Source organism: Nitrospirillum guaranorum, assembly GCF_034653275.1.
Classification (GTDB): Bacteria; Pseudomonadota; Alphaproteobacteria; order Azospirillales; family Azospirillaceae; genus Nitrospirillum.
Genome location: NZ_JAYEES010000001.1, coordinates 508,344 through 533,807 on the forward strand (window position 1 = coordinate 508,344; position 25,464 = coordinate 533,807).

Consider the following 25,464-nt stretch of genomic DNA (forward strand, 5'->3'; position numbering starts at 1 on the left):
CGCCTAAGGAGATAATAGTATGAAGGGCGATCCGCAGGTCATCGTTCACCTGAACAAGATCCTCACCAACGAGCTGACCGCCATCAACCAGTACTTCCTGCATGCCCGCATGCTGAAGAACTGGGGCCTGATGCGCCTGGCCAAGAAGGTCTATGAGGAATCCATCGGCGAGATGAAGCACGCCGACAAGCTGATCGAGCGCATCCTGTTCCTGGAAGGTCTGCCAAACCTGCAGGACCTGCTGAAGCTGAAGATCGGCGAGGATGTGCCGGAGATGTTCGAGGGCGACCTGTCCATCGAGCGGCACAACCGCACCTGCCTGCAGGACGCCATGACCTACGCCGAGTCGGTGCGCGACTTCCAGAGCAAGGAGATCCTGCGGGAAATCCTGGAGGACACCGAGGAGCATATCGACTGGCTGGAGACGCAGCAGGATCTGATCCAGCGCGTCGGCCTGCAGAACTACCAGCAGGAGCAGATGGGGTCGGAGTCGTAAGACGCCGCTTCGTCGCGCACGGAATGCGGGCGCACGGAATGTGGGGGAAGGCCGGACGCGTCACGCGCCCGGCCTTTTCTTATGGGCCCGTTCGAATGGGCCGCTTCGTTGTTGTTTTGTGACAACGATGGGTTGCGGCGGCGGCGGGTGCCGGCGTCTGCTATCTCAGTCGTCATCCAAGGTGCTTTTCGAGATGCCGTGATGCCGCGCCGCCCGCCGTCCGTTCCCGTGCCGCCGCCGTCCCGCCGGGGCGTGGTGCTGGGCATGGCGGCGATGGCGCTGGCCGGCCTGGTATTCACCGCCCTGACCGCCGCCCTGGCCCCCGCCCGGGCCGAGGGGGGCGTGCTGGCGGTGACGGCCGTGGGCGACCTGCCGGGCTTCCTGCCGCGCGAGGTGGCGCCCTTCCTGGCCATCGTCATGAACACCGCCGGCAAGAACACGCCCGGCGGCGGGCAATCGTTCGTCGCCGCCGCGTCCATGCCGGATGGGCCGGACGGGGCGGCGTCCGACCGGGTGGAATGGACCTTCCGCCTCAACCCCTATGCGGCCGGCGCGTCGCGCAGCGTGGGGCCGCCCCGGTCCGCCGGCGGCCGGCTGTTCGGCACGCACCGCCTGATGTCGGTGGAACTGCGGCTCTATCGCGGCGGCCGCTACCAGGCCCAGGTCTTCGGCCAGGTGGAGGTGCAGGGCGGGCGGCGGGACGCCGACCTGCAGACGTTCATCGGCGACATGACGCGGCGCATCCTCGATGCCGCGGCGCAGTAGGGGGACGGGGATGCGGAAGGACGGCCACGCCCTGTTCCGGACCACGCGGGCGCTGGCCCTGGCGCTGGCCGTTGTACCCGCCTTCTCCGTGCCCGCCCTGGCTCAGCAGGCGGCGGACCAGCCCGGCTCCCTCCAGGCGCCGGCGCCTCAGCCGACCTCCACCCAGCCGGCTTCCACCCAGCCAGCGGGGGCGCAGCCGGGCGCCGATGGCCCCGCCGACGCGTCCGGGCCGGATGCCCCGCCTGGTTTCTGGGATCGCGACGGCCTGACGGGCAACTGGGGCGGCCTGCGCGGCCGGCTGGCCGACAACGGCCTGTCCCTGAACCTGGTCTATGTGGGGGAGGTGTTCGGCCTGACACAGGGCGGCGTGAAGCGCGACACGGTGGGCGATGGCCGGTTCGAGGCGACGGTGGAGCTGGACGCCCAGACCGCCTTCGACTGGCACGGCCTGCTGTTCCACGCCACCGCCTACGGCATCCACGGCCACGGGCTCAGCCGCTGCTGCCTGCAGAACATCGCCACCGTCAGCAATATCGAGGCGCTGCCCGGGCCCCGCCTGTTCACCCTGTGGGCGCAGCAGGCCCTTTGGGATGGCCAGGTCTCCGTGCGCGTGGGCCAGCTGGCGGCGGATGATGAGTTCGTGACCAGCCGGGGGGCGGCCCTGTTCGTCAACGGCACCTTCGGCTGGCAGGCCATCACCGGCGCGGACCTGCCCGGCGGCGGCCCCGCCTATCCCCTGGCCACCCCCGGCGCCCGCGTCCAGGTCTCCGCCACGCCGGAACTGACCCTCCTGGGCGCCGTCTTCTCCGGCAACCCGGCGGGCAGCGCGATCGGCGAGGCCCAGGCCCAAGACCCCAGCGGCACCACCTTCAGCTTCTCCGGCGACGTCTTCACCATCGTGGAGGCGCAGTACCAGCCGGCGGTGGAGGAGGGCGGCCCGTGGGGCGGCGGCGGCCAGGCGCCGGTGTTCAAGCTGGGCGCCTGGTTCCACGGCGGTCCCTTCAGCGATGAGCACCACGCCGTCGGCGGCCAAACCCTGGCCGACCCCAGCTCCGGCGGCGTGCCGGCCATCCGGTGGAACGACTGGGGCGTCTATGGCGTGGCCGACGTGCCGCTGTGGCACGCGGGCGACAAGCCGGACGGCGGCCTGGCCGCCTTCCTGCGCCTGGCGGGCGCGCCCGCCGACCGCAACCTCATCGCCTTCTACGCCGATAGCGGCCTGACCTGGAAGGGCCTGCTGCCCGCGCGGCCCGACGACACCGCCGGCCTGGCCGTGGCCTATGCCCAGATCGGCTCCGCCGCCGCCGGCCTGGACCAGGACTACCGCCACTACGGCCGGCCCTATTATCCGGTGCGGGACCATGAGCTGCTGGTGGAGTTCAGCTACCAGGCCGTGGTGGCCGGCTGGGCCACGCTGCAACCCAATGTGCAGTATGTCGTGCACCCCGGCGGCAACGTCCTGGTGCCCGGCCGCACCACGCCGGTGGGCGACGGCCTGGTGCTGGGCCTGCGCACCAGCGTGCGCCTATAGGGGCGATGCCGCTATACTCGCCACCCGGACAATGGGTGGAGGCAGGGCGTGGTGGGCCTGATGCGGATGGGATTGGCACTCCTGATCGGCGCCATGATCCTGGCGACGCCGACGCGCGCCGAGCAGGCGCCGGACGTTCCGGCCTGGCTGGCCGCCCATGTCGGTGAGGGAGAGGGCCAGATCGCGCCGCTGGTCCTGGCCCGGGCGCAGGCGCTCTATCGGCGTAAGGTGGCGGAGGGCGCGGTGCGCAACCCCTGCTATTTCGCCATGGACGCCACGCGGCCCAACACCGCCGAGGATGGCGGGCCCGGCCGCCGGTTCTATGTGATTTGCGAGGCCGCGCGGACCTTCCAGGCCATTCCCGCCGGGCACGGCGCCGGCCGCCACCTGGACGGCCTGGCCGACTTCGCCAATGGGCGGGAGTGCGCCCGGAACTTCGGCAACGCCCAGGATTCCGAACTGACCGCCGGCGGCGCCTATGTCACGGCCGAGATCAAGGACAGCTTCAAGGGCTACTACCGCGCGGCTGGCGGCGGCGACATGCCCCTGGTGCGGTCCTTCGTGCAGTTCGAGGGGGAGGGTGATACCGCCAACGCCCGCCCGCGCGCCATCGGCGGCCATGCCGCCCTGACCCTGAAGGGCCTCTGCCGCCGCCGCGACCCGCATAACCCCCATGCCGACGCCGACGGCTATGTCCTCCAGGGCACGCTGGTGGACTACACCGGCGGGCGCAGCAACGGCTGCACCAGCTGGTCGCCCACCGACGCCGCCGCCATCGTGGCGTCGGTGAAGGACGCGCCCACCACGCTGTACCTTTATCCCGAGGCCGCCGACATCGCCGCCGTCGCCCACGGGGACGCGGGCGCCTACTGGAACGCCGCCTGCCTGCGGGCCATCGGTTCCCCCGTCTATTGGCCGCAAGGGGCGCTGGCGCCGCTGATCGCCCAATACCGCCGCGACCATCCTCCACCGCCGCCGAGGCCCATTCCCTTGTGCGGGGGCAGTGATTAAGACGGAGGCGGAGCGGGCTAGGGAGGGGCTTTCGATTGCTTCAGTAGAGACATTGAAAGGGACGCTATATCGATAGCTCTTGCGGCCTAGGCTTCAATCGATAATATTATTGGTTTATATGAAAGCAATCTCTGGATCAGAACTGGTATCGTGAAGCCTTATGATATCAAGCCTCGGAGACTCCTGGCGCAATTAACGCTTGGGGGGACCTCAGATTTTAGTTCCGCATCTTACTGCGCAGGCTTTGAATGCAAGGCTTGGCGGTGTGACGCTCTTGCAGATCATCTGTTAGATTGGATTGCAGACTATGCTCTGAAGGAAGATGAGTTAATTGTTAATCATGGAAATATGTATGTTCGTTTGAAGGAGGCTGCCGCCAGAGTTTATACAAGTAAAAACTATGAAGAGAGAGGTGAGATTGGCGAGATAGTTCTCCATGCTATATGCCGAGAATATTTTGGGACAATTCCTTTTGCCCCCAGGGTATTTTACCTGTCATCCACGAATGACGTTGTGAAATCATTTGATATGGCGCATGTGAGATATATAGATAATCGATTTCAACTGTGGTTGGGCGAGGCAAAATTTTACCGAGACGGCAAAAGTGCGATACAGGCTGCTATTTCTTCTGTAAGGTCTCACATAAAAGTTGATTTCCTGAAGGGACAGAAGCTCATACTTGGGCCACAGGTGTCGAAGAGTTTGCCAAAATATGATGAAATAAGAAATGTATTCTCATATCAGAATTCGATCGATGATCTATTTAATAATTCTGTATTTCCGGTATGTATCGTGTGTGATAGTGATGCCATTAAAGAATCTGAGTCAATTTGTTCTGAGTATATAGAAAAAATAAAAACGGAACTAGATGGTCTTTGCAAAATAATTGAAAAAGCGGGATTGCATAAAAACATAAAGATATTTCTTATATATGTTCCTTTGGGCTCAAAGCTCAAACTGGCGGCAGCTTTTGACAGAAGATTGAAGGCGCTTTCTCCATGAGCATGCCAACATATGATTGGTCGTATATTTCTAGCTTGTCAGGCGAAGATTTAAAGAGGCGAGTGTTCTCGATAATGAGGACCGTGGCACTATATATACAATCAAATGAACGAGATGATCCGGATGTGCTGGAGATTGTGCCGCGTTTGTCTGAATTGATATACAAAAAGAAAGAACTAGCAACATTTGAAGTTGCTTTAAGTTCTTTGGCCAGGGCGAGTGGGTTGTGGAATTATATAAATAAGGAACAGGGTGATTCTGTAGATATAATTCTTGCAGAATCGGTATCATTGCCAGAGTTGGGCGGAGTAACCCTACATAGGGAACAAATATCTGTTCTCAATGCCATATTTTCTAAGAGAAACGTTGTTCTTAGCGCGCCTACGAGTTTTGGTAAAAGTCTTCTGATTGACGCATTGATCGCATCCGGAAGATACAAAAAGCTTGCTATTGTGCTGCCCACAATAGCACTCCTCGATGAGTTTCGGCGGCGATTGTCTCGACGCTTTTCGAATAAATTCCAAATTATCATGCATCAAATTGACGTAGTGGAAAACGAAAATGTTATATTTCTTGGGACTCAAGAAAGACTGATAGGTCGTTCAGATTTAGACGATATCGATCTCACTGTAGTAGATGAATTTTATAAGCTCGATGCTAGTCGTCGTGACGACAGAAATATGGTCTTAAATGCTGCTGTGTATAAACTTTTGAATAAATCAAAACAATTTTTCTTTCTGGGTCCGAATGTCGATGACGTCTTGCTATCTCCCGGTATTCAATGGAAATTCGAATTTATCAAGACAAGATTTTCTACTGTTGCAATTGATACTTTTGATCTTAGGCGAGAGGTAAATAAGGAAGAGAAATTGTTCGAAGAGATTGGTGAGGAGGCCAACTGGCCAGCTCTGGTGTTTGTCTCTTCGCCGGATAAGGCAAATGAACTTGCCTCAAGGGCGGCAGACTCAATGGCAGTTTCGGATGAAAGTCCTGAATTTGCTAAATGGCTTGCCGAAAACATCGGTGTTAAATGGCCCGTGGTCAATATGGTTCGATTTGGCTTTGCTATTCACCACGGAAGGATACCTAGAGCGATCGCATCTCAGATGATAAGAATGTTTAATACTCTTCAACTTCCTGTGCTATTTTGCACATCAACTCTAATTGAGGGAGTTAATACGGCAGCAAAGAGTGTATTTATATATGATAAGGAAATAAATAGAAGAAGATATGATTTTTTTACATTCTCAAATATTAGAGGAAGAGCTGGTCGTTTAGGTCGGCATCACGTGGGTCGGGTTTTTTTGTTTAATGAACCGCCGAGCCAGAGGGCAATGGAAATTGCGCCAACCTTATTCGATGCCGGCAATCAACCAGATGATTATATCGTTCATTTGGATGAATCTGACACTAATCCGGCGCTGGATGAGCGCATTTCTACCCTAAATAATAAATTAGGACTCGATAGAGATGGGTTGCGCATTGCGTCATTAGTCGGCTTAGATAAGGCGCAGCGTCTGAAGAATTTGGTGAGGAGGGCAGTTAGAAATGATATTGATTTATTTTGGTCCGGGAATCCTTCTTATCGCAACGTACGCAGCTTGTGTTCTTTAATTTGTCATGTATCACCACCAAATAAATTTGGAGTATCTTCGGAAGACCAGCTGGCATATTACATATACAACCTGAAAATGTCGGCTACGATGAAGCAGTTTTTTGTAGATCATGATAAGAACTTCATTAGCGACATGAGGTTTTATGATGGAGTTTTTACTTTCCTAAGGAAGTGTGAATACGGAATACCGCAATTTTTTTCCATCATTGAGCTTTTTCTAAAAGCGGAAGGTTGTTCAGTTGATTATGGTCACTTCATAAGGCAGGTTAGTAGATGGTTTCGCCCAGAGGTTGTAAAAAATTTGGATGAAGAAGGAATACCAATTCAGATATCTGAAAAATTCTATAGTGCAGGAGACAGTAAAAAAATTTTGCTAGATAAGCTAACGTCTGCGGTAATTGGAGATTCTTCCAAGATAAGCTCTTTTGAGCGCGAATGGATACGTGCAGCTCTAGAACTGTCTTGAATTTAACTATCAGCGCGGGGCATATTATTTCTACAATTGCCAGGCCGCCTTTGCCTCACTAGCAGCAGCTTCGGTTTGCTAAAACGCACCCCACCCATACGCGAATGCCTCGCAGAATCATCCTTGCCTCTGCGAACGCCTCTCACTATCTTAAGCCCCAGATCAGCCTTTGGGTGGGTGCCTGCGCCATGTATGTCTGCGTCTGTAACGCCATCAACTGCCGCGCCGTCCGCACCCATATCGGGGCCGGGGCGCAGAGCGTGGGGGCGGTGTTCAAGGCCCAGGGGTGCTCGCCCCGCTGCGGCAAGTGCTTCGACACCATGCGCGAGATGATCCAGGAAGGCCAGGCGGCCAACACCTCCGAGCCGGTTCTGCGCGCGGCGGAGTAGGCGCGTCCGCCCCCTCTTCGGTCTTCAAGAGAAAAGCCACCGACCCGGCCGGATCGGTGGCTTTGTCATTTCCGGAGTTGGCGGCCGCTGGCGGAGATGGGCCGTCAGGCGGCGGGGCCCGCCGCATCCCGCAGGCGGTGCATGAGGGCGGAGCCGGCGATGATCCAGACGGGGCAGGCCCACAGCAGGGGCGGGATGTTCAGCACCTTGGACAGGGTGACCAGCGCCAGCACGCCCGCGGCGTAGGCCCCCATGAACAGCCAGCCCTTCCAGCCCGTGGGGCCGAAGCCCGTGCCCCACCAGCCGTCGCGGGGGCCGAACCAACCTTTTCTCATCCTCGCCGCGCTCCTCCGCCGCTTGGAAAGCCGGGCCGGGGAACGCGCCCCCGGCCTTGGCGCCCGCCTCTTACGGCGTCCCGGCCTGCGGGGCGCCGCCCGCCGTCTGGGCGCCGGGGCTACCGGCCGGCCGCAGGGTGCGGTCGAAGAAATCCAGCATGGTGTTGTAGCGGTGGATGTTGGCGTAGGTGTCGTAGAAGCCGTGGCGCTGGCCCGGATAGGTCATCAGGTCGAACTGCGTCTCCTGCTGTTGCAGGGCGCGCAGCAGCTTGGTGGTGTTGTCGAAGAAGACGTTGTCGTCGGCCATGCCGTGGATGACCATCAGCCGGCCCTTGATGTTCTTCAAATCCTTGAAGACGCTGGAGTCCTCATACGCCGTGCCGTCCTGAGGCATGCCCAGGTAGCGCTCGGTGTAGGCGGTGTCGTACAGGCGCCAGTCGGTCACCGGGGCGCCGGCGGCGCCGGCGGCGAAGACGCCCGGCGCGCGGGTCAGCATGATGATGGTCATGAAGCCGCCGTGGCTGTGGCCGAAGAAGCCCAGGTGCTGCCCGTCCACGAAGGGCAGGGACTTCAGGTAATTGGCGCCCTTCACCTGGTCCGCCACCTCCACCGAGCCGAAATGGTGGTATGTGGCCGACAGGAAGGCCTGGCCCCGGTGCGGCGTGCCCCGGTTGTCCAGCACCATGACGACGTAGCCGTTGCGCGCCAGCACCTGGGTGAAGCCCGTCTGGGCGTCGCCCCAGGCGTGGGTCACCAGGGCGGCCGCCGGGCCGCCATAGGCGTTGACGATGGCGGGATACTTCCTGCCGCTGGTTTTCGCGGCCTCACGCGCCCCCGGTGGCACCAGCATCATGTAGTGCAGGTCGCTGCCGTCGTCGGCCTTCAGCACGCCGTATTCCGGCTGGATCTCCCCGGCCAGGTAGGGGGCGAAGGGGTGGGTCTCATCCAGCTTGTTCTCGATCAGCCAGGTCACGCGGTTGCCCTTGGCGTCCTCCACCGACAGCTGCGGCGGCTGGTGCGGGCCGGAATAGCTGTGCAGCCAGCTGCCGCCCTTGGCCGCCATGACGGCGCCGTGCCAGCCGTCCTCGGTGGTCAGGGCCCTCACATCGCCCTTGGCCAGGCCCACGGAATAGACGTGATGGTCCAGCGGCCCCTCGCGGAAGCCGGTGAAGAAGACGCGGCCGGCGGCCTCGTCCACCCCGGCCACGGCGTCCACCATCCAGTCGCCCTTGGTCAGGGCGCGGCAGTGGGCGGCCTCATGGTCACACAGGTACAGGTGCTTGAAGCCGGTGCGTTCGGACGCCCACAGGAGCTTGCCGTTGGCCAGCGCCCGCAGGTCCTCATGCAGGTTCAGGAAGGTCTTGCTCTCTTCCGTCAGCAGGGTGCGCACGGCGCCGGTGGCGGGGTTGACGGCCAGCAGGTCCAGCCGCTTCTGGTCCCGGCTCAGGCGCTGGACCAGCGCCTCCGAGCCGTCGCGGCGCCAGTCCACGCGGGCCAGGTAGTAATTGGCCGGGTCGCCCAGGTCGACGCCGGCCACCTTGCCGCTGGCGGCGTCCATGATCTGCAGCGTCACCTTGGCGTTGGGGCCGCCGGCGAAGGGATAGCGCTGCGGCACCACCGTCACGCCCTCGGCGCCATAATCGTAGCGGCTGACCAGCGGCACGTTGGATTCGTCCACGCGGGTATAGGCGATGTAGCGGGCGCCGGGCGACCACCAATAGCCGGTGTTGCGCTTCAGCTCCTCCTGCGCCACGAACTCCGCCGTGCCGTAGGACAGGGTGCCGGCGCCGTCGTGGGTCAGGGCGCGCTCCTGGCCCTTGGCCAGGTCGTAGACATAGAGGTTGTTGCCGCGCACATAGGTCACCAGCGCGCCGCCGGGGGCGAAGCGGGCGTCGATGGCCGCGTCCTTGGTGGTGGCGCTGTCGGTGACGCGGCGCGGGGCCCCGCGCAGGGGCATGACGAAGACGTCACCGGCCATGGGGAACAGCAGGGTGCGCCCCTCCTCATCCCAGCCATAGTCGACGATGCCGGTGTCGCGGATGCGCTGGCGCTCGCGGCGGCCGCGCTCCTCCTCGCTTTCCTTGGCGCTGAACTGGTTGCTGTCGACCAGCAGGCGGTCGGTGCCGGCCTTGATGTCGTAGGCCCACAGGTCGGTTTTGTTGGCGTCGTCGGCCTTGGCCTTGAGGTAGGTGACCAGGGTGCCGTCGGGGGAGAACTTCACGCCCCGCGCCCGGGGGCCGTTCAGCGCCGGGCTGCCCAGCATGCGCTCCACCGTCAGGGCGGGCCCCGACCCCGACCCAGGTCCCGGCCCCGCCGGCGTGTCGGCCGCCAGGACCGGCGTCGTCATCACCACGCCCGCCAGAACCGTTCCCGCCAGGATATGACGCCAAGCCCCCATCGCCGCGCCGCCGCGGCCGGCGCGCCCCACCGTTCCCATATCGACCTCCCGAGGCGGCGCGCCGTTGAGGCCGGCGCCGCTGGTTTAGACCCAAGCTGCCGGGCACCGTATCTGATGCGGCGGACAAATGTAAACGGGACGCCTGCCGGCGGCGGCCGGCACCCTGTGCCAAAGCGTTGTTTTGAAATTGTTGTTTTGGGCGGGGCGGGGGCGGATGATGACCCCCAAGAACGGCGCCGCGCAACGGACGCCAGCGTTGGGCCCCGCATTGGGGGCCCATAATGGGGGAATGGTTGGGGGCGGAGGGGGATGCCGTGGAACGTGCCGCGAATAGACCGATGCGGGTGCTGGTCGCCGACGACCACCCCATGTATCGCGACGCGCTGGAACTGTACCTGATGCGGGATTGGCCGCAGGCCAGCCTGACCGCCGTCGGCTCGCTGGAGGAACTGGACGCCCTGGCGCGGCAGCCGGGGACGCCGGACTTCGACCTGGTGGTCATGGATTGGCAACTGCCGGGGGGCGAGGGCGGCGCCGGGATGGACCGCCTGGACGCCGCCGGCATCGACGCGCCGGTGGCCGTGGTCACGGGGCACGATGACGCCGTCATCGCGCGCGAGGCGCTGAGCCGGGGCGCCTGCGCCTTCCTGCCCAAGACGCTGTCCAGCGTGGCCCTGGTGCAGATGCTGAAGGTGGTGGCGGTGGGCGGCAGCGTGGTGCCGGCGGACGTGGCCCTGCGCATGGCCGGCGCTTTGCCGGGCCCCCTGGCGGCCCCCCCGGGCGGTGCCGGCGCGGCACCCGACAGCGGCGGCCTGCTGACGGAGCGGGAGTGCCAGGTGCTGGAGCACCTGGCCGGCGGTGCCACCAACAAGGAGATCGGCCGCGTGCTGGACCTGCAGGAGGTGACGATCAAGCTGCACACCCGCCGCATCCTGCGCAAGCTGGGCGCCAAGAACCGGGTCGAGGCGGTGACGCGGGCGCGCGACCTTGGCCTGCTGGGCGGGGCCTAAGGCCTTGGGAATGAAGGAGACGCAGGGGCGGTTGGCGCCGGGCGCGGGGCATGGCGACCATGCAAGGTTGTGGGATAGCGGCGCGCTATCCCCCGCTATCCCTATTCCCCCGACCGATAGCCTTCGCGACAGGTGCGGATGGGGAACGGTTGCGATCATATGCGATCCGCAACCTGGACCACCCATTCCTGTTCATCGCCCGAAAGCCTATCCCAATGAGCGCCATCCTGATCGTCGACGACAACCCGTATTTCCGCGACTATCTGTGCGAGGCGGTTCGGCGCCTGGGATACGCCCCCATCATGGCCGCCTCGGCCCGCGAGGGTCTGTCCGTGCTGGCCTCCCAACCGGTGCGTGCCGTCATTTCGGATCTGCTGATGCCGCAGATGGATGGATTGGAATTGGCCCGGGCGATCCGGTCGCATCACCCGCACATGCCCCTGCTGATCCTCAGCGACGGGCCGGAGGCCATCACCGCGCCCTGCCTGCGCGCGGCGCAGCTGATCTACGGGGCCGCCGTTTCCGAAAAGAGCAATGGCGGCCTTGGCATGATGCTGGCCGATTTCCTGGCCCAGCCGGGGAAGGAGGCGTGTGAGCCCGCCGCCTGACGCCCATTCCACGCCGCATTCTCTTGCACGGGTGCCTCTCGCCCAGGGGCCGCTGGCGCAGGGCAGCATCACCACCCGCCTGCTGATGATCCTGGTGCCGTTGGTCCTGCTGGCGGCGGCCGGCACCGCCTTCGTGGCGGTCCGCACCAGCCGCGCGGTGGTGGAACGGTTCGCGGTGGATTACGGCCAGGACCTGGCCGACAAGCAGGCGGGCGAGATCGCCGCCATCACCCGGGAAAAGATCGCCTTCGTCGAAGGCTTGGCCCGCCAGGTGGAAAGCATGGTCGCCACCGGCACCAGCGACCGGCGGCTGGTGGCCAAGTATATCGAGCGCACGGCGGTGGCCCACCCCAACATGGTGGGCTTCTGGTTCCTGGCGGAGCCGGACTTCATGGGCCCGGACCAGACGTTCAAGGGCGGCGACCCCACCCTGGGACTGCCGGAAAGCGGACGCTTCGCCACCTATTACGTGGCCGATGGCCAGGGTGGCGTGAAGGCCAGCGAGATCCGGTCCGACTTCTATCACGACGAATATTACAGCCGCCCGGCCCAGTCCCGGGTGCGCCAGGCCATCCCGCCCTACCTCTACACCGTGCTGGGCCGGCCGGTCTGGATGATCTCCTACACCATACCCGTGATCGTGGACGGGCGCCTGATCGGCGTGGCCGGCACCGATCTGGCGCTGGAGGCGCGGGCGCAGGAATTGGACAGCCGCCGTCCCCTGGGCGGCAACATCTACATGATCAACCGCGAGGGCAACTGGACCTACCACCCCGACCACGCCCTGCTGGCCACCAAGGCCACGGTGGGCGAGGGCGCGCAGTTCCAGCTGAGCGCGGATGAACTGGCCCGGGTGCTGAAGGTCCAGCCCTATGAGGTGGAGCGGCTGGACAAGAACGGCCTGCGCATCCGCCGCTATGCCGTGCCCATGGTGTTCTTCGAGGGCGACAGCCGGCGCCTGCTGCTGCTGGACGTGCCGGTGCAGGGCCTCAGCGCGCCCTTCGCCGGCATCGGCACCGCCATCATGCTGGCGGCCCTGGCGGCGGGACTGCTGATCAGCCTGGTGCTGGTGGCGGCCGTGCGCGCCATCATCGGCGTGCCACTGACCCGCATGGCGCGGACCATAGACCTGCTGGACAAGGGCGAGGCCGTAACGGTGCCCGACACCGGGCGCAACGACCAGATCGGCGGCATCGCCCGGGCGCTGGACCGCTTCCGCGGCACGATGGTGGAACGTGACCGCCTGCGCGCCCAGGTGGAGGAGCGGACGACGGCGCTGGAGCGCATGCTGGCCGGCGTGGGCGCCGCCAAGGACGCCATCGTGCTGTTCGACCGGGACTACACAGTGCTGTATGCCAACCCGGCGGCCATATCCCTGCTGGGCGCGCCGGACGAGGCGGCGGTGGTGGGCCGATGCTGGCGCGACCTGCTGACGCCGGAGACGGCGGCCCGGTCGGAAGAGGGGCACCAGCGCAACCGCGTCGATCTCATGTCCACCGGCTACGCCCACAGGGTGAGCGAGACGTGGGAGAGCATCTGGGGCCGCACCATGGAGGCGTATGAGACGACGTTGAGCCTGCGGCCCAACGGCGACATCGTCATGGTGCTGCGCGACGTCTCCGCCGCCCGCCGGGTGGCGCGCGAGCGTGAGGAATTGCAGCGGCAGGTCCTGCAGCAGGACAAGATGGAGGCCATCGGCCGGCTGGCCGGCGGGGTGGCCCACGACTTCAACAACCTGCTGGGCGCCATGCTGGGCTATGTCGAGTTCCTGCTGGACGACCTGGATCCGCAGGACAAGGCCCACAGCTACGTCGCCCGCATCAACGCCGTGGGCAAGCGCGCCAAGGAACTGGTGGGGCAGATCCTGACCTTCGCCCGCTCGGACAAGGGGGAGTTGCAGGCCGTGTCCCCCGTGGCGGTGCTGGAGGATGCGCGGGGAATCCTGCGCTCCGCCGTGCCGGCAACGACGGAGATGAGCTTCCAGATCGCGGGCTCGGTGCCCAATGTGCGCGCCAATCCCACCCAGCTGGTCCAGGTGCTGATGAACTTGGTGATCAACGCCCACGACGCCCGCCGGGGCGAGGGCGGGCGCATCCGTATCCGCCTGTTCCCCGGCCCCGCGCCGGAGGACGCGCGGGTGAGGGAGGGGCGCCAAGGGGGGCATTGGACCGAGCATGAGGCCCTGCCCTTCGACAAGAGCCGTCCGCACGTGGTGCTGGAGGTGGAGGACGAGGGCCACGGCATGACCGTGGAGGTCATGACCCGCCTGTTCGAACCCTTCTTCACCACCAAGGGCAAGGGCCGGGGCACGGGCCTGGGCATGCCGGTGGTCTACGGCATCGTCCGCGCCCATGGCGGCGGCATGACGGTGATGTCGGCGGAGGGCGAAGGGGCGCTGCTGCGCGTCCTGCTGCCGGTGGGTGGGCCCGGCGCCACGACGGCCCCCATGCTGGCGCCCGCGGCCGTGAAGGCGGTGCCGCACCGCCGCCTGCGCATCCTGGTGGTGGACGACGCGGCGGAGATGGGCGACATGCTGCTGGAAGGCCTGTCGCGCCGGGGGCACGAGGTCGCCATCTGCGAAACCCCGGCCGAGGCGCTGGAGGTGTTCGAGGAGAACCCGCTGGCCTTCGACGCCGTGGTCAGCGACCAGACCATGCCCGGCATGACCGGCATGGCCCTCATCGCCCTGCTGAAAACCCGTCGGCCCGATCTGCCTTGCGTGCTCTACACCGGCTATAGCGAGCGGTCGGACGAGAGGGCGGCGCTGGCCGGCGGCGCCGACGCCTTCTTCCTGAAGCCGGTGGTGGTGGAACGCCTGGCCGCGAAGGTGGAGGCGCTGTGCGCCGCCCGGCCCGGGGTGTCGGGTTAGGCGTGCCAGGTCAAGTCCCGTTGGGCGCCTGTCGCCCCGCCGGCGTCGGCAGGAACAGCGTGGCGACGGTGCCGTTCAGCAGGGAGCTGGCCAGGTCCAGGTGGCCGCCCAGCATGCCGGCGATGCTCTGCGCGATGGGCAGGCCCAATCCCAAGCCCTGCTGGCGGGCGCGCGCCTGCAGGATGACGCTGCCGAAGGGCACGGCGGCGGCCTGCAACTCCTCCGCTGACATGCCGCGCCCCTGGTCGATGACGCGCAGGGTGACACCCTCCCGCCGCTGGCCGATTTCCACGACCACCGCCTGTTCGGGCGGGGAGTAGGTCAGCGCGTTGGTCAGCAGTTCGGTCAGGGCGCGATTCAGCAGATTGCCGTCGATCTCCAGAACGCAGGGTGCCGTCGTTTCCGCGTCATGCCGGACGCGCACGCGCTTGTCCCGTCCGCCGCCGAACTGACGGACGAGGCGGGCGACGAAGGGCTCCAGCTCGATCAGCTGCAGCTCGCTGGCGGTGGAGCCTGATGCCAGGCGGGTATAGTCCAGCAGGCGGTTGATGGTGCGCAGCAGGCGGTTGCCGGCGCTGGTGATCTCGCGCAGATAGTCGTCTCGCTCCGCCACCTCGTCCTGGTGCAACTGGCCGATCAGGTCGCCAAAGCCGAGGATGGCGTGCAGCGGGGTGCGCAGCTCGTGCGTCACCAGGCCCAGGAAACGCTCCTTGGCCTCGTTGGCGCGCTGGGCCTTCTCATTGGCGGCGCGCAGGGCCTGCTCCGCCTCCTTGCGGGTGGTGATCTCCTCGACCGTGCCCTCGTAATAGAGGGGTTGGCCGTTGGCGTCGCGCACCTCGCGGCAGGTCTCGGAAATCCAGATGATGGTGCCGTCACGGCGGCGGATGCGGGACTCGAAGCCCTGGACCACGCCGCGCGCCCGCATCTCGGCCACGAAGGCCTCGCGCCGGCCGGCGTCGACATAGAGCTGCACGCCGATGTCGGTCAGGGCGCCCAGCATGTCCTCGCGGCTGTCATAGCCGTACAGCCGGGCCAGCGCCGGGTTGGCATCCAGGTAGCGGCCGTCGACCGTGGTCTGGAACAGCCCCCAGGGGGCCTGCTCGAACAGGCGGCGATAGCGGTCCTCGGGATGGGCGGCGTCGGCCTCCGCGGGCGCGGCCCCCTGAACCGTGGCGAGCACCTGGACGGAAGGCTCGGGGAGCACGGGCGTGTCCGACGCGGCCGGGGTGGGAACCGTCATGGCGGGTGGGGGCTCGATAGCCAAGGAAACCGGCAAACCTGTCAGCAAACACGCCTCCGCGCGCGACCCCCTTGAGGGTCCAATACGGACATTCAAGGACGTGATGGTCCCATCCGGCGTCCTTGGGCATCCCCGCGGGACTGCACGAGGGGGCAAGAGCGCACGGGCGTACCCACGTCCACAAGCGGCCAGATCAAAAATACGAAAACAATACGGACGCCGGCTTTTGCCAGCGTCGGACCCCATTCGTTTTTAATCATGAGGGGTGGGCGGCCCCAGGGAACCGCCCGCCCCAGCCCATACTAGCGGATCAACCGCCGAAAGGCAGGATCAAATCAACACCGAACGTGAACTGGTCGTCCTTGGTCAGGTTGTCGTAGGCGGCGTGGTTGGCCTTGTCGTAGCGCACCTCAGGCCGCAGGGTCAGGCCGTCCAACAGGCCCAGGTCCGCCGGCTTCCAGGTGAGGCCCAGGGTCAGCTCGCCATAGCTGGTGCCCACGCCCGGACCGATGGCGCCCTTCTCCAGCGGCTCGCCCTTTTCCAGGAAGACGAAGTCACGATTGCCGGGGAAGGCCGCCACGAAGAAGCCGTGGCCGTCCCGCCACCATTCGGCGCGCAGGGTGGCCGTCAGCTCCGGCGACAGGGTGTAGCTGACGTATTGGGCGATGCCGCCGCCGTCGACGTTGAACAGGTCGTCCTTGATGTAGTTCAGCTCGGTGATCAGCGTCAGCTCGTCCGTCGCCTTGAAGGTGGCGGTGATGTCGCTGATCCAGCGGTTCTCGTTGTTGGCATCGGCATAGCCCAGCGGCGCCTTAAGGCTGGGGTTTTCCGGACCCACGTGGGTCAGGGCCAGCACGGTCAGCTTGCCGTCCACCAGGTTGTTCAGGCCGATGCCGAAGATGCCGGCGGCGGCGCCGTTGTTGTCGCCATCGCTCAGCGTCGTGTTCACGCCGCTGTCGACGCCGCCGTACAGGTCGATATCCGGCGTCAGGTGCAGGGTGGCCAGGGCGCCGGTGTGCTTCAGCGGCAGGCCGAAGTTGAAGATGTAGCTGTGGCTGTACAGCAGGTTGGATGGGGCGGCGATCACCTCCGCGCCCAGCGGTGTGGAGAAGGCGCCCACCTTCAGGTCCAGGCCACCGGCGCCGGGGCTGGGGAAGTGCAGCAGGACGTTGGCCTCCACCAGGTCGAACTGGGTGCGCTCCTTGATGCCGGTGTCCAGAATGCCCAGGAAATGGGTGTAGCGCGCGTCGGTGCCGTAGAAGCCTTGCACCTTGAAGCCCCAGTCGAAACCTTCGGCCTTGGGGTCCAGATCCTTGGAAACGGTGCCCGACAGCTGGTTCAGGACCAGCTGGTTGGTCTTGTCCGTGAACAGGTGGCCATAGTTGGTACCGCCGGTGGGGCCGTCGCTATTGAAGGTGGCGCCGGCCTCGACATAGGCGGACCATTTGATTCCCGGCGGTTCGGTGGGGGCGGCCGCGGCGTCGGCGGCGGGGGCCGCCTCTTGCGCCAGCGCGGGCGTGGCGATGGCGGACAGGCCCACCATCAGGCTGATGGCCGCGGCGGCGGTTGCCGCCAGCAGGACGGTCTTGGTGGTGCGTCCACGCGGGGCCGGCGCGCGGGTGGCAAGCGGACAGTCGACTTCAATCTCCCGAACTGAGGCCATTGTTTATTCTCCGTGAGGCTTGTTGATTGTTTTATGTAGGCGATGACTGCTATTGCGCCGCAGCAAGATCGATGCCAACCGCGCCCCACTGCCTGAAAATAAGGCGGTGTCCTGCCCACGGACACCTGAGGCGCTTGGCCGCAGTCAACGGGACACAGCCACAAAAGGTTGATTTGCCAAGCCCTGGCCGGTGGAGACGGTTTTTACGCTAAGAAGTTGTAAGAAACCGTTTATCCAGTGAAACTGGTTTCCATAAGTTGTGTCGCTGCGGCAGAATTTGAAAAAATGTGCATGATTTTTAGGCGTGGAACGAAATTGTACGTTTCGCCGGGCTCCGCCTACCGCAACCATTGGGCCCAGCCGCTTGAAACAGCTTCAAAAATAAGCTGAAACCACAAGCTGTGACAAAGTGAGAAATGCCTTAAATATAGGCATTGGCCGAGGGCGCCGGGCGATACGCCCGAAAAGCGTGCGGATTTTTTAACCTTTCGGCAACAAATGGGGGTGGCGGGCGGGGGTACGGGGGCCAGCGTTCCCGCCATCCGGGGCCCTTGTTCGCACTGCGGCACGAACTTTGAAAGGGGTGGACGGTTGGCTGATGGCCGGATCGGTTCCTGGGGGCAGACCTAGGGGTGCCGGAACCGGCTTAAACGAACGGGAATGGGGAGCCAGATGAACCGTTTGCTTGGGAACCGCTTACTTGGATTGATGGTGATGGCGCTGTCCGGCATGGCGCCGGCGCTGGCCTTCGCTCAGGACGCCGCGGCACCCGCCGCGGCCGCGGCCGCCGCTGCGGCGCCCGCCGCGCCCACCATCAGTGGGGGAGACACGGCGTGGATGCTGACGTCCACCGCCCTGGTGCTGATGATGACCATTCCCGGCCTGGCGCTGTTCTACGGCGGTATGGTCCGGAAGTTCAACGTGCTGGCCATGGTGATGCAGAGCTTCGCCATCACCTGCCTGGTGACCGTGCTGTGGGCGCTGGTCGAATACAGCCTGGCCTTCTCCGCGGCCAGTGACGCCGCCGACGCCAAGGAATTCATCGGCGGCTTCAGCCGTGTGCTGCTGGCGGGTATGGACCCGACCGGCACCCACGCCCTGGCCCCGACGATCCCGGAGCCGGTGTTCATGATGTACCAGATGACCTTCGCGATCATCACGCCGGCGCTCATCACCGGCGCCTTCGCCGATCGCATGAAGTTCTCGGCCATGCTGATCTTCATCACGCTGTGGTCGCTGGTCGTCTACGCCCCCATCGCCCACACGGTGTGGCATCCCAACGGCTACCTGGCCAAGCTGGGCGTGCTGGACTTCGCTGGCGGCACGGTCGTGCACATCAACGCCGGCATCGCCGGCCTGGTGGCCTGCCTGGTCATCGGCAAGCGCAAGGGTTACCCCAACGCCGACTTCAGCCCGCATAACCTGGTGCTTAGCCTCATCGGCGCCTCGCTGCTGTGGGTGGGCTGGTTCGGCTTCAACGCCGGCTCGGCCCTGACGGCCGGTCCGCGCGCCGGCATGGCCATGACCGTGACCCAGGTGGCCACCGCCGCGGCGGCGCTGGCCTGGGTGTTCGTGGAATGGGCGGTCAAGGGCAAGCCCTCGGTCCTGGGCATCATCTCGGGCGCCGTGGCCGGCCTGGTGGCCATCACCCCGGCCGCCGGTTTCGTCGACACCGTCGGCGCCTTCGCCATCGGCATCGCCGTCGGCATCATCTGCTTCTTCTCCGCCACCTCGCTGAAGAAGGCCCTGGGCTACGACGACAGCCTGGATGCCTTCGGCGTGCACGGCATCGGCGGCATCGTCGGCGCCATCCTGACCGGCGTGTTCGCCAAGATGGCCGTGGCCAACAGCGAGGGCGCCTTCGCCGCCACGCTGAAGGACGCGCCGGACACGAAGCTGGGCCTGATCGAGGGCAATGCCGCCCAGGTCATCCTCCAGCTCGAAGGTGTGGCCTTCACCATCGTGTGGTGCGGCGTCATCACCTTCGTGCTGCTGAAGGTGATCGACCTGGTGATCGGCCTGCGCGTCGATGAAGAGATCGAGCGTGACGGCCTGGACATCGCCCTGCACGGCGAGTCCATCCACTAAGCCTTGGTTGCGTATCCTAGAGGGATGGCCAAGCTATCCCTAAGGGACTGAAGTCCAAGCGGATCCGTGGGAACGGACGTCGGCCGGCGATGTTAGACTGACCCGGCCGGCCCCGCCCCCGGCGATCACGAATATCCAATCAGGGAGTGGTCTGATGAAGTTCATTATCGCGGTGATCAAACCCTTCAAGCTGGATGAGGTGCGCGACGCCCTGACCGGCCTGGGGGTGCAGGGCCTGACCGTCACCGAGGTCAAGGGCTATGGCCGGCAAAAGGGCCAGACCGAGATCTACCGGGGCGCCGAGTACGCCGTCAGCTTCCTGCCCAAGATGAAGATCGAAGTGGCCGTGCCCGACGATCTGGCCGACAAGGCGGTGGAGGCCATCCAGGCCGCCGCCAACACCGGCAAGATCGGCGACGGCAAGATCTTCGTGCTGGAACTGGCGCAAGCCGTGCGTATCCGCACGGGCGAGACCGACACCGACGCGCTGTAAGGCCGCCGGTCACGGGACGCAACGGCACCGGCCAGCCCGGCGATCAGACCCCGGGCTGGTGTTGGGAACGGTGTTGTCCGGACACGTCGAAAGAAGGGCGGCGGCCTTGGGGGCGCCGCCCTTTTTCATTCAGTTGGCGGCCAGCAAGGCCAGGGCGAAGGGCTGCGGCCCCTGGGGCACGTTGGCGCCCACCACCTGCACGGTCCAGGTGCCGGCCGCCGCCGCCGGCACGGCGATGGCCTCGACGTTGTTGGCGCTGTCCATCGTCTGGCCACTGGGGGCCTGGCCGCCGGGTCCGGCATTGCCGGTGACGGTGGAACCATCGGGCCCGCGCAGCACCAGGTTCAGGTTGTTCACCAGGCTGGCGCCGGGATAGTCGCTGTAGGCCATCACCACCCGCAAGGGACTGCCGTCCGCCACCACCTGCAGGCTGTATTGGTAAAGGTCGCCGGTGGCGACGCTGCCGCCGTCCAGGAAGGTGGCGCGCAGGGGGGCCGCCGGCGCCAGGATGGTGTCCAGGTGGACGCGGCCAAAGCCCTGGTTGATGTCCGGCACCGGACCATCCGTTCCGCTACCATCCGTTCCGCGCAAGGGCACCGCGCCGGCGATGAGCGCCGCCTTCAACAGGGCGGCGGAGGGCGATGGCAGGCCCACCTGGGCGCGCAGGTATTCACGGATGAGGGCGATGGCCCCGGCAACCAGGGGCGCCGCCGTGCTGGTGCCGCTCTCATACATGTAGAAGGGCGTGGCGGGGGTGTAATAGGGCGTCTGGCCGTTGTAGCTGGCCAGCCGCTGCGACCGGGTCGACAGGATGAAGGTGCCCGGCGCCACCACGTCCGGCTTTATCCGCCCATCCTGGGTGGGCCCCCGGCTGCTGAAGGGGGCCATCTGGTCGGGGCCGCCCGCCACCAGGGCATCGACGGGCGCGGCCTTGGCGCCCCATTTGGCGCCGTTGGTGAGGGCGATGTCCTGCCGGTTGTTGGCGCAGGCGCCCACGGTGACGCAGTTCTTGGCCGTGCCGGGCGGTGTCACGCTGCCGGGATCGATCCGGCCGTCGCCATCATTGTCGGCGCCGTCATTGCCGGCGGAAAAGACGATGCAGAAGTCCGGATTGTTCCAGACGAAGGTGTCGATGTCCGTGCAGTAGGAATTATAGGCCTGCTTGGTGCCGCCGCCCCAGGAATTGGAATGGATGCGGGCGCCCTTGCCGTAGGCCGCGCTGTACAACACCTTCAGGTCGCTGGGCAGGCCGGCCAGGGAATAAGGCGGCGGCGGGGTTTGCCCGTCGACCGGCTTCCAGTCCAGGAACTGTTCCACCGCCTGCATGATCACCTGCGCCTTATAAGCCAGGCCGCGCACCGGCCCGGCCAGGTTGGGCAGCTCGGCGCTGGCGGTGCCATCCCCCAGCAGGGCCCCGGCGGTATGGGTGCCGTGACCGTGGTTGACGTCGGCGGGGCCGTCGTCGGCGCCCGGGTTGTTGATGCGCGAGGCGTAGCTGGGGCTGATGGGATAGCTTTCCAACGCCAGGACACGGCCGGCGAAGTCCGGGTGGATGGTGGCGGGATCGCCGGAATCCAGGCCGGTGTCGCACATCGCCACCACCTCGCCGGCACCGGTCAGGCCCAGGAGCGGGGCGCGGACGCCCGTGGCGTCGGTCAGCACGCCGGCCGAGCCGATGATGCGGGTGGCCTGGTCGGTGGACGGCATGGGCAGCACATGGCGGCCGATGCGCTTCACCCCATGCACCCGGGCCAGGGCCAGCAGCTTGTCGCGCAGGGCGCCCTCGCCGGGCGCGGTCGTTTCCACCACCAGCAAGGCGCTGCCCGGGGCCTCATCAACGATGGTGAAGCCGCAGGCGGCGACATCGGCCTGGTGGTGCCGGGCCTGGGCGGCGTCGAAAAACTCCACCGTGTAGGCGTCTGGCAGGGCGTGGCCGTGCTGCGCGCCCGGCACCGGCGGGGCCGCCAGCGCGTCGACCTCATGGATCAGGCGGGCGGAATAAGGCAGATGGCCCACCCATCGAACCGTGTCCAGCTGGCTCAGCACCCCGGCCTCGTCGGCGGTGGCGCGGACGATGATGGCGAAGTGCTGATAGGGTTCCACCACCTCCGCCCCCGTCGCCGTCACGGCGGCCAGCCATCCATCCTGGATGGGGCCGACGAACTGGACGATGTAGTGGTGGGCGCCCGGCGGCAGGGGGGCCTCGTCATCATAGGCCGGATGCGCCTCATGGCTGCCGTCGGCGGCCACGCGCGGGATGGCGGTGTCGATGGGGGCGGCACCCGTGTTGGCCATGGTCAGCGTGTACAGGGCGCTGATGTCTTCCGTGAGGCCGGTGGCCAGCACGGCCGCGGCGGCGTCATCGCCGTCCACCTCCACGATGCGAAAGGCGGGATAGCTTTGCAGCAGCCGGACGCCGGGCAGGGCAGCCAGGTCCTGCGCCGACGCATCGAAAACCTTGATCACGCGTGACATGGTGCGGTTCCCCCAAGGCCACGGCGCGCGGCCCCGCCGCTGTCCGCCATGGCTGTATTTCCCGTTGCGACACCATCTTAAGGTAGGCGGAGGTCGCCGCCAACGGGACAGTGGGGCAAGGGAGGGTACCGGGGATCAGAACCGGTAGGCGATGCTCAGGTTCAGGGTGAATTGCGAGCTTGCGCGGGTGATGGGGCTGTCGGCGGCATCCCCCAACAGCTTCTGGTATGCCCCGTCGGCCGTCATGAACCAGTTCTCGGTCCAGAACCACACGGCGCTGGTGCCGAAGCCGGCGCTGCTGAAGCCGCTGCCGGGCGTGTACTGGCGGTAGCCGCTGCGGATCGACTGTGACGGGTTGATGCCGAAGTAGCGCCGCATGTAGGACGAGTCGGCGTAGGTGGCAGTCGGGCCCACGAAAACGAAGAATTGTTCGGACCCGGCGACGGGCAGGTAGGCGCTGATGTCGCCCACCCAGCCGTTGTTGCCGCCGAACCCCCGCCGCACGGCGGTGCGCAGCACCACGGGGAAGATGGTGTATTCGGCGAACACCTTGGCCTCCGGCGCGGGGGAGATGTCGCCCAGCCCGCGCAGTTGCGAGCTGTCGTCCTGGTCGCGCCCGACGTCGAAGCCCAGGGCGACGCCGGCGCGGAAGTTCTCCCCGCGCAGCAGGTTCACGCCCAAGCCCTCACCCATGGAGAAGAAGGCGATGTCCTTGTAGCGCACGTCCAGGTTAATGCCCGGCTGCACATGGTATTCGGATGAGCCGACGTAGCGCGGCTGGAACGACGTCGCGGCCCCAAAGCTGACATCCCAGGTCGGCAGCGGGTTTTCAAACTTCGACCGCAGCAGCACGCCGGCCGAATATTGCCATTCGCTGAGGGGGGAGGGTGTCTGCGCCTGGGCCTTGCCGGGCATCAGGCAGAACAGGCAGAGCGCCAAGCCGAGCACCAGGCTGAGCAGCGCGGGGCGGCCGATGGTCTGCGGGGAGGATGATGGGCCGGAAACGTCCATGATTTGTTTTTGCCTCCTGTGGAGAGGATTGGCTTCTGGGGCCGAAGAAAATCGGGTGATGTCAGAACACCCAAGGATTTCAAAGGTTCCCGCGCCATGGGGATGGGTCATGGATGGCACCGTGCCTGGTTGATGCGGTTTTTTCGATTCAGCCAGACGGCGACCCCACCTCAGCAATCGGGCCATCCGCTTCGACCGGCTGGATGCGGGCGGAAGGGCGACAGTTATGCCCCCGCTTAAAACTTTTATCCGGGCGTCCTATTGCGGATGCTTTTGTTACGCTGTGCCTGATAGGCCGTTTCGACAGGGGCGGCTAAGCATGGGGCGTTGAAGAAGAATGGGGGTTCCATTGAAGAACAGGCGTTGGGGGCTGCTGGTGGCGGCCGTGTTGGCCGTGACGCTGCCGGCGGTCATGGCTCCGGCCGTGATGGGCGTCGCGCAGGAGAAAAAGGAGGACAAACAGGATCACAAGGATGGCGCCCCGAAGGCCGGCCCCGATGCCGCCAAGCCGGACGCGCCCAAGCGTGTCACCGTCGATCGTTCGGGCACCTTCAACGGCAAGCGGATCGACTACACCGTTTCAGCCGGCGAAACCTATCTGCGTGATGAGAAGGGCGAGCCCGTCGCCAGCATCTTCGCGGTCGCCTACACCAAGAAGGGCGCCAATCCCGCGACGCGGCCGGTGACCTTCCTCTACAACGGCGGTCCCGGCTCCGCCAGCCTGTGGCTGCACATGGGCGTCTTTGGCCCTAAGCGCGTGCAGATCCCGGCCGATGCCGAGAACCCCGGCCCGCCACCCTTCCCGTTGGTGGACAACGCCTATTCCATCCTGGACGTGACCGACCTGGTGTTCATCGACCCGGTCGCCACCGGCTACAGCCACGCCCTCGGCAAGGGGGAGGAGAAGGACTTCTTGGGCGTGCGCGAGGATGCGAAATCCATCGCCCAGTTCGTGCGCGTCTGGCTGGGCGACAACAAGCGCTGGAACAGTCCCAAGTTCTTGGGCGGCGAAAGCTATGGCGGCATCCGTACCGGCGCCATGCTGCCGGAATTGAGCGGCACCACCTCCACCGTGTCCCTGAACGGCATCATCCTGATTTCGCCGGCCATGGACTATACCTCGCTGACCTTCGCGCGGGGCAACCTGGTGCCCTATTGGTCCTTCCTGCCCAGCTATGCCGCCACGGCCTGGTATCACAAGAAGGTGGCCGACACTTCCATGGGCTTCGACAAGTTCCTGGCCGACGCCCGCCAGTTCGCGGCAACCGAGTACGCCTCCGCCCTCATCCTGGGCAACCGGCTGTCGCCGGAGCAGCACAAGGCGGTGGTGGCCAAGCTGGCCCATTTCACCGGCCTGTCCCCAGCCTTCATCGAGCAGTCGCACCTGAAGATCCAGGACCACCGCTTTATGAAGGAACTGCTGCGCGACCAGGGCAAGAGCATCGGCCGCATCGACGGCCGCTACCTGGGGGAGGATTACGACAGTTCCGGTGAGCGGCCGGACAACGACCCCTCGCTGAACGGCATGAGCGGGGCGTTCAGCGCCGTGGTGAACACCTATTTCCGCAACGACCTGGGCCTGGACATGGGCGGGCGTGAGTACAAGGTGCTGGGCTCCCTCTACCGCCGCTGGAACTACGCCCAGGTGGACGGCGGCGGCAGCGAGCCCTATCGCGGCACCGACGTCGGCCCCTTTGTCGGCGACGCCATGCGCCAGAACAAGGGCATGCGGGCCTTCGTCGCCATGGGCTATTACGACCTGGCGACGCCGTTCTTCCATACCGAGAACAGCTTCAACGATGCCGGCGCGCCCACCAACCGGGTGTCGTTCAACTACTACCCCGGCGGCCATATGATGTACGTGCAGCCCCAGGCCATCGAGAAGCTGACCCAGGACATCCGCAAGTTCATCGTCGCCGGCAGCCCGGCGCAGAACTGACGCGCGGTCGGAAAAGGTGTGGGCGGGGAATGCGTCCCCGCCCCTCTTTCAAGCCGCCGC

Annotated in this window: 19 protein-coding genes; 13 read left to right on the top strand and 6 right to left on the bottom strand. The window is 65.1% G+C overall.

Annotated features, from left to right (window positions below):
• The first annotated feature begins 19 nt into the window (after positions 1-19).
• The 7 genes from bfr (at position 20) to UAJ10_RS02010 (ending at position 7,275) form a co-directional block, all read left to right on the top strand.
• Positions 20-496, top strand: a complete 477-nt coding sequence (bfr, locus tag UAJ10_RS01980) for a bacterioferritin (protein ID WP_004271553.1) — start codon at positions 20-22, stop codon at positions 494-496.
• 201 nt (positions 497-697) lie between these two features.
• Positions 698-1,261 carry a hypothetical protein gene (locus tag UAJ10_RS01985; protein WP_322913686.1) on the top strand — a complete coding sequence of 188 codons (564 nt, stop codon included), beginning with the start codon at positions 698-700 and terminating at the stop codon, positions 1,259-1,261.
• Between the two features lie 10 nt (positions 1,262-1,271).
• Positions 1,272-2,792, top strand: coding sequence for a carbohydrate porin (locus UAJ10_RS01990; protein ID WP_322913688.1), 1,521 nt, complete (start codon positions 1,272-1,274; stop codon positions 2,790-2,792).
• Between the two features lie 66 nt (positions 2,793-2,858).
• Complete coding sequence (locus UAJ10_RS01995; protein ID WP_322913690.1) at positions 2,859-3,803, top strand: hypothetical protein; 945 nt, start codon at positions 2,859-2,861, stop codon at positions 3,801-3,803.
• A 150-nt stretch (positions 3,804-3,953) separates the two neighbouring features.
• Positions 3,954-4,805: a HamA C-terminal domain-containing protein gene (locus UAJ10_RS02000; RefSeq protein ID WP_322913691.1), complete on the top strand. Its 852-nt coding sequence runs from the start codon at positions 3,954-3,956 to the stop codon at positions 4,803-4,805.
• Between the two features lie 125 nt (positions 4,806-4,930).
• Complete coding sequence (locus UAJ10_RS02005) at positions 4,931-6,886, top strand: DEAD/DEAH box helicase (RefSeq protein ID WP_322913692.1); 1,956 nt, start codon at positions 4,931-4,933, stop codon at positions 6,884-6,886.
• A 188-nt stretch (positions 6,887-7,074) separates the two neighbouring features.
• Positions 7,075-7,275: a (2Fe-2S)-binding protein gene (locus tag UAJ10_RS02010; protein WP_322913694.1), complete on the top strand. Its 201-nt coding sequence runs from the start codon at positions 7,075-7,077 to the stop codon at positions 7,273-7,275.
• A gap of 104 nt (positions 7,276-7,379) precedes the next feature.
• On the opposite strand, the gene UAJ10_RS02015 is transcribed toward UAJ10_RS02010, so the two are convergent.
• Both UAJ10_RS02015 and UAJ10_RS02020 read right to left on the bottom strand, forming a co-directional pair.
• Positions 7,380-7,610: a hypothetical protein gene (locus tag UAJ10_RS02015; protein WP_322913695.1), complete on the bottom strand. Its 231-nt coding sequence runs from the start codon at positions 7,608-7,610 to the stop codon at positions 7,380-7,382.
• Between the two features lie 70 nt (positions 7,611-7,680).
• Positions 7,681-10,008 carry a S9 family peptidase gene (locus tag UAJ10_RS02020; protein WP_322913697.1) on the bottom strand — a complete coding sequence of 776 codons (2,328 nt, stop codon included), beginning with the start codon at positions 10,006-10,008 and terminating at the stop codon, positions 7,681-7,683.
• A gap of 281 nt (positions 10,009-10,289) precedes the next feature.
• Between UAJ10_RS02020 and UAJ10_RS02025 the strand changes: the two genes are divergently transcribed.
• From UAJ10_RS02025 to UAJ10_RS02035, 3 genes are all read left to right on the top strand, one after another.
• Positions 10,290-11,018, top strand: a complete 729-nt coding sequence (locus UAJ10_RS02025) for a response regulator transcription factor (RefSeq protein WP_322913699.1) — start codon at positions 10,290-10,292, stop codon at positions 11,016-11,018.
• Between the two features lie 215 nt (positions 11,019-11,233).
• Positions 11,234-11,626 carry a response regulator transcription factor gene (locus UAJ10_RS02030; RefSeq protein ID WP_322913701.1) on the top strand — a complete coding sequence of 131 codons (393 nt, stop codon included), beginning with the start codon at positions 11,234-11,236 and terminating at the stop codon, positions 11,624-11,626.
• Positions 11,610-14,495, top strand: a complete 2,886-nt coding sequence (locus tag UAJ10_RS02035; protein ID WP_322913702.1) for a response regulator — start codon at positions 11,610-11,612, stop codon at positions 14,493-14,495. The genes UAJ10_RS02030 and UAJ10_RS02035 overlap by 17 nt, the downstream gene beginning before the upstream one ends.
• Before the next feature lie 10 nt (positions 14,496-14,505).
• Here the strand turns inward: UAJ10_RS02035 and UAJ10_RS02040 are convergent, their stop codons facing one another.
• Both UAJ10_RS02040 and UAJ10_RS02045 read right to left on the bottom strand, forming a co-directional pair.
• Entirely contained in the window at positions 14,506-15,735 is a 1,230-nt protein-coding gene (locus UAJ10_RS02040; protein WP_322913704.1) for a PAS domain-containing sensor histidine kinase, read from the bottom strand.
• A 310-nt stretch (positions 15,736-16,045) separates the two neighbouring features.
• Complete coding sequence (locus tag UAJ10_RS02045; protein ID WP_322913706.1) at positions 16,046-17,398, bottom strand: porin; 1,353 nt, start codon at positions 17,396-17,398, stop codon at positions 16,046-16,048.
• A 708-nt stretch (positions 17,399-18,106) separates the two neighbouring features.
• Between UAJ10_RS02045 and UAJ10_RS02050 the strand changes: the two genes are divergently transcribed.
• Together UAJ10_RS02050 and UAJ10_RS02055 are read left to right on the top strand one after the other, a co-directional pair.
• A complete protein-coding gene (locus UAJ10_RS02050; RefSeq protein ID WP_416235344.1) occupies positions 18,107-19,486 on the top strand; it encodes an ammonium transporter in 1,380 nt (459 codons plus the stop codon).
• 154 nt (positions 19,487-19,640) lie between these two features.
• Entirely contained in the window at positions 19,641-19,979 is a 339-nt protein-coding gene (locus UAJ10_RS02055) for a P-II family nitrogen regulator (RefSeq protein ID WP_004271938.1), read from the top strand.
• A 129-nt stretch (positions 19,980-20,108) separates the two neighbouring features.
• On the opposite strand, the gene UAJ10_RS02060 is transcribed toward UAJ10_RS02055, so the two are convergent.
• Positions 20,109-22,454, bottom strand: coding sequence for a S8 family serine peptidase (locus UAJ10_RS02060; protein ID WP_322913708.1), 2,346 nt, complete (start codon positions 22,452-22,454; stop codon positions 20,109-20,111).
• Between the two features lie 135 nt (positions 22,455-22,589).
• Positions 22,590-23,465: a MipA/OmpV family protein gene (locus UAJ10_RS02065; protein ID WP_322913709.1), complete on the bottom strand. Its 876-nt coding sequence runs from the start codon at positions 23,463-23,465 to the stop codon at positions 22,590-22,592.
• A 349-nt stretch (positions 23,466-23,814) separates the two neighbouring features.
• On the opposite strand from UAJ10_RS02065, the gene UAJ10_RS02070 reads away from it, so the two are divergent.
• Positions 23,815-25,404, top strand: coding sequence for a S10 family peptidase (locus tag UAJ10_RS02070; protein WP_322913710.1), 1,590 nt, complete (start codon positions 23,815-23,817; stop codon positions 25,402-25,404).
• The last annotated feature ends 60 nt before the right edge of the window (positions 25,405-25,464 follow it).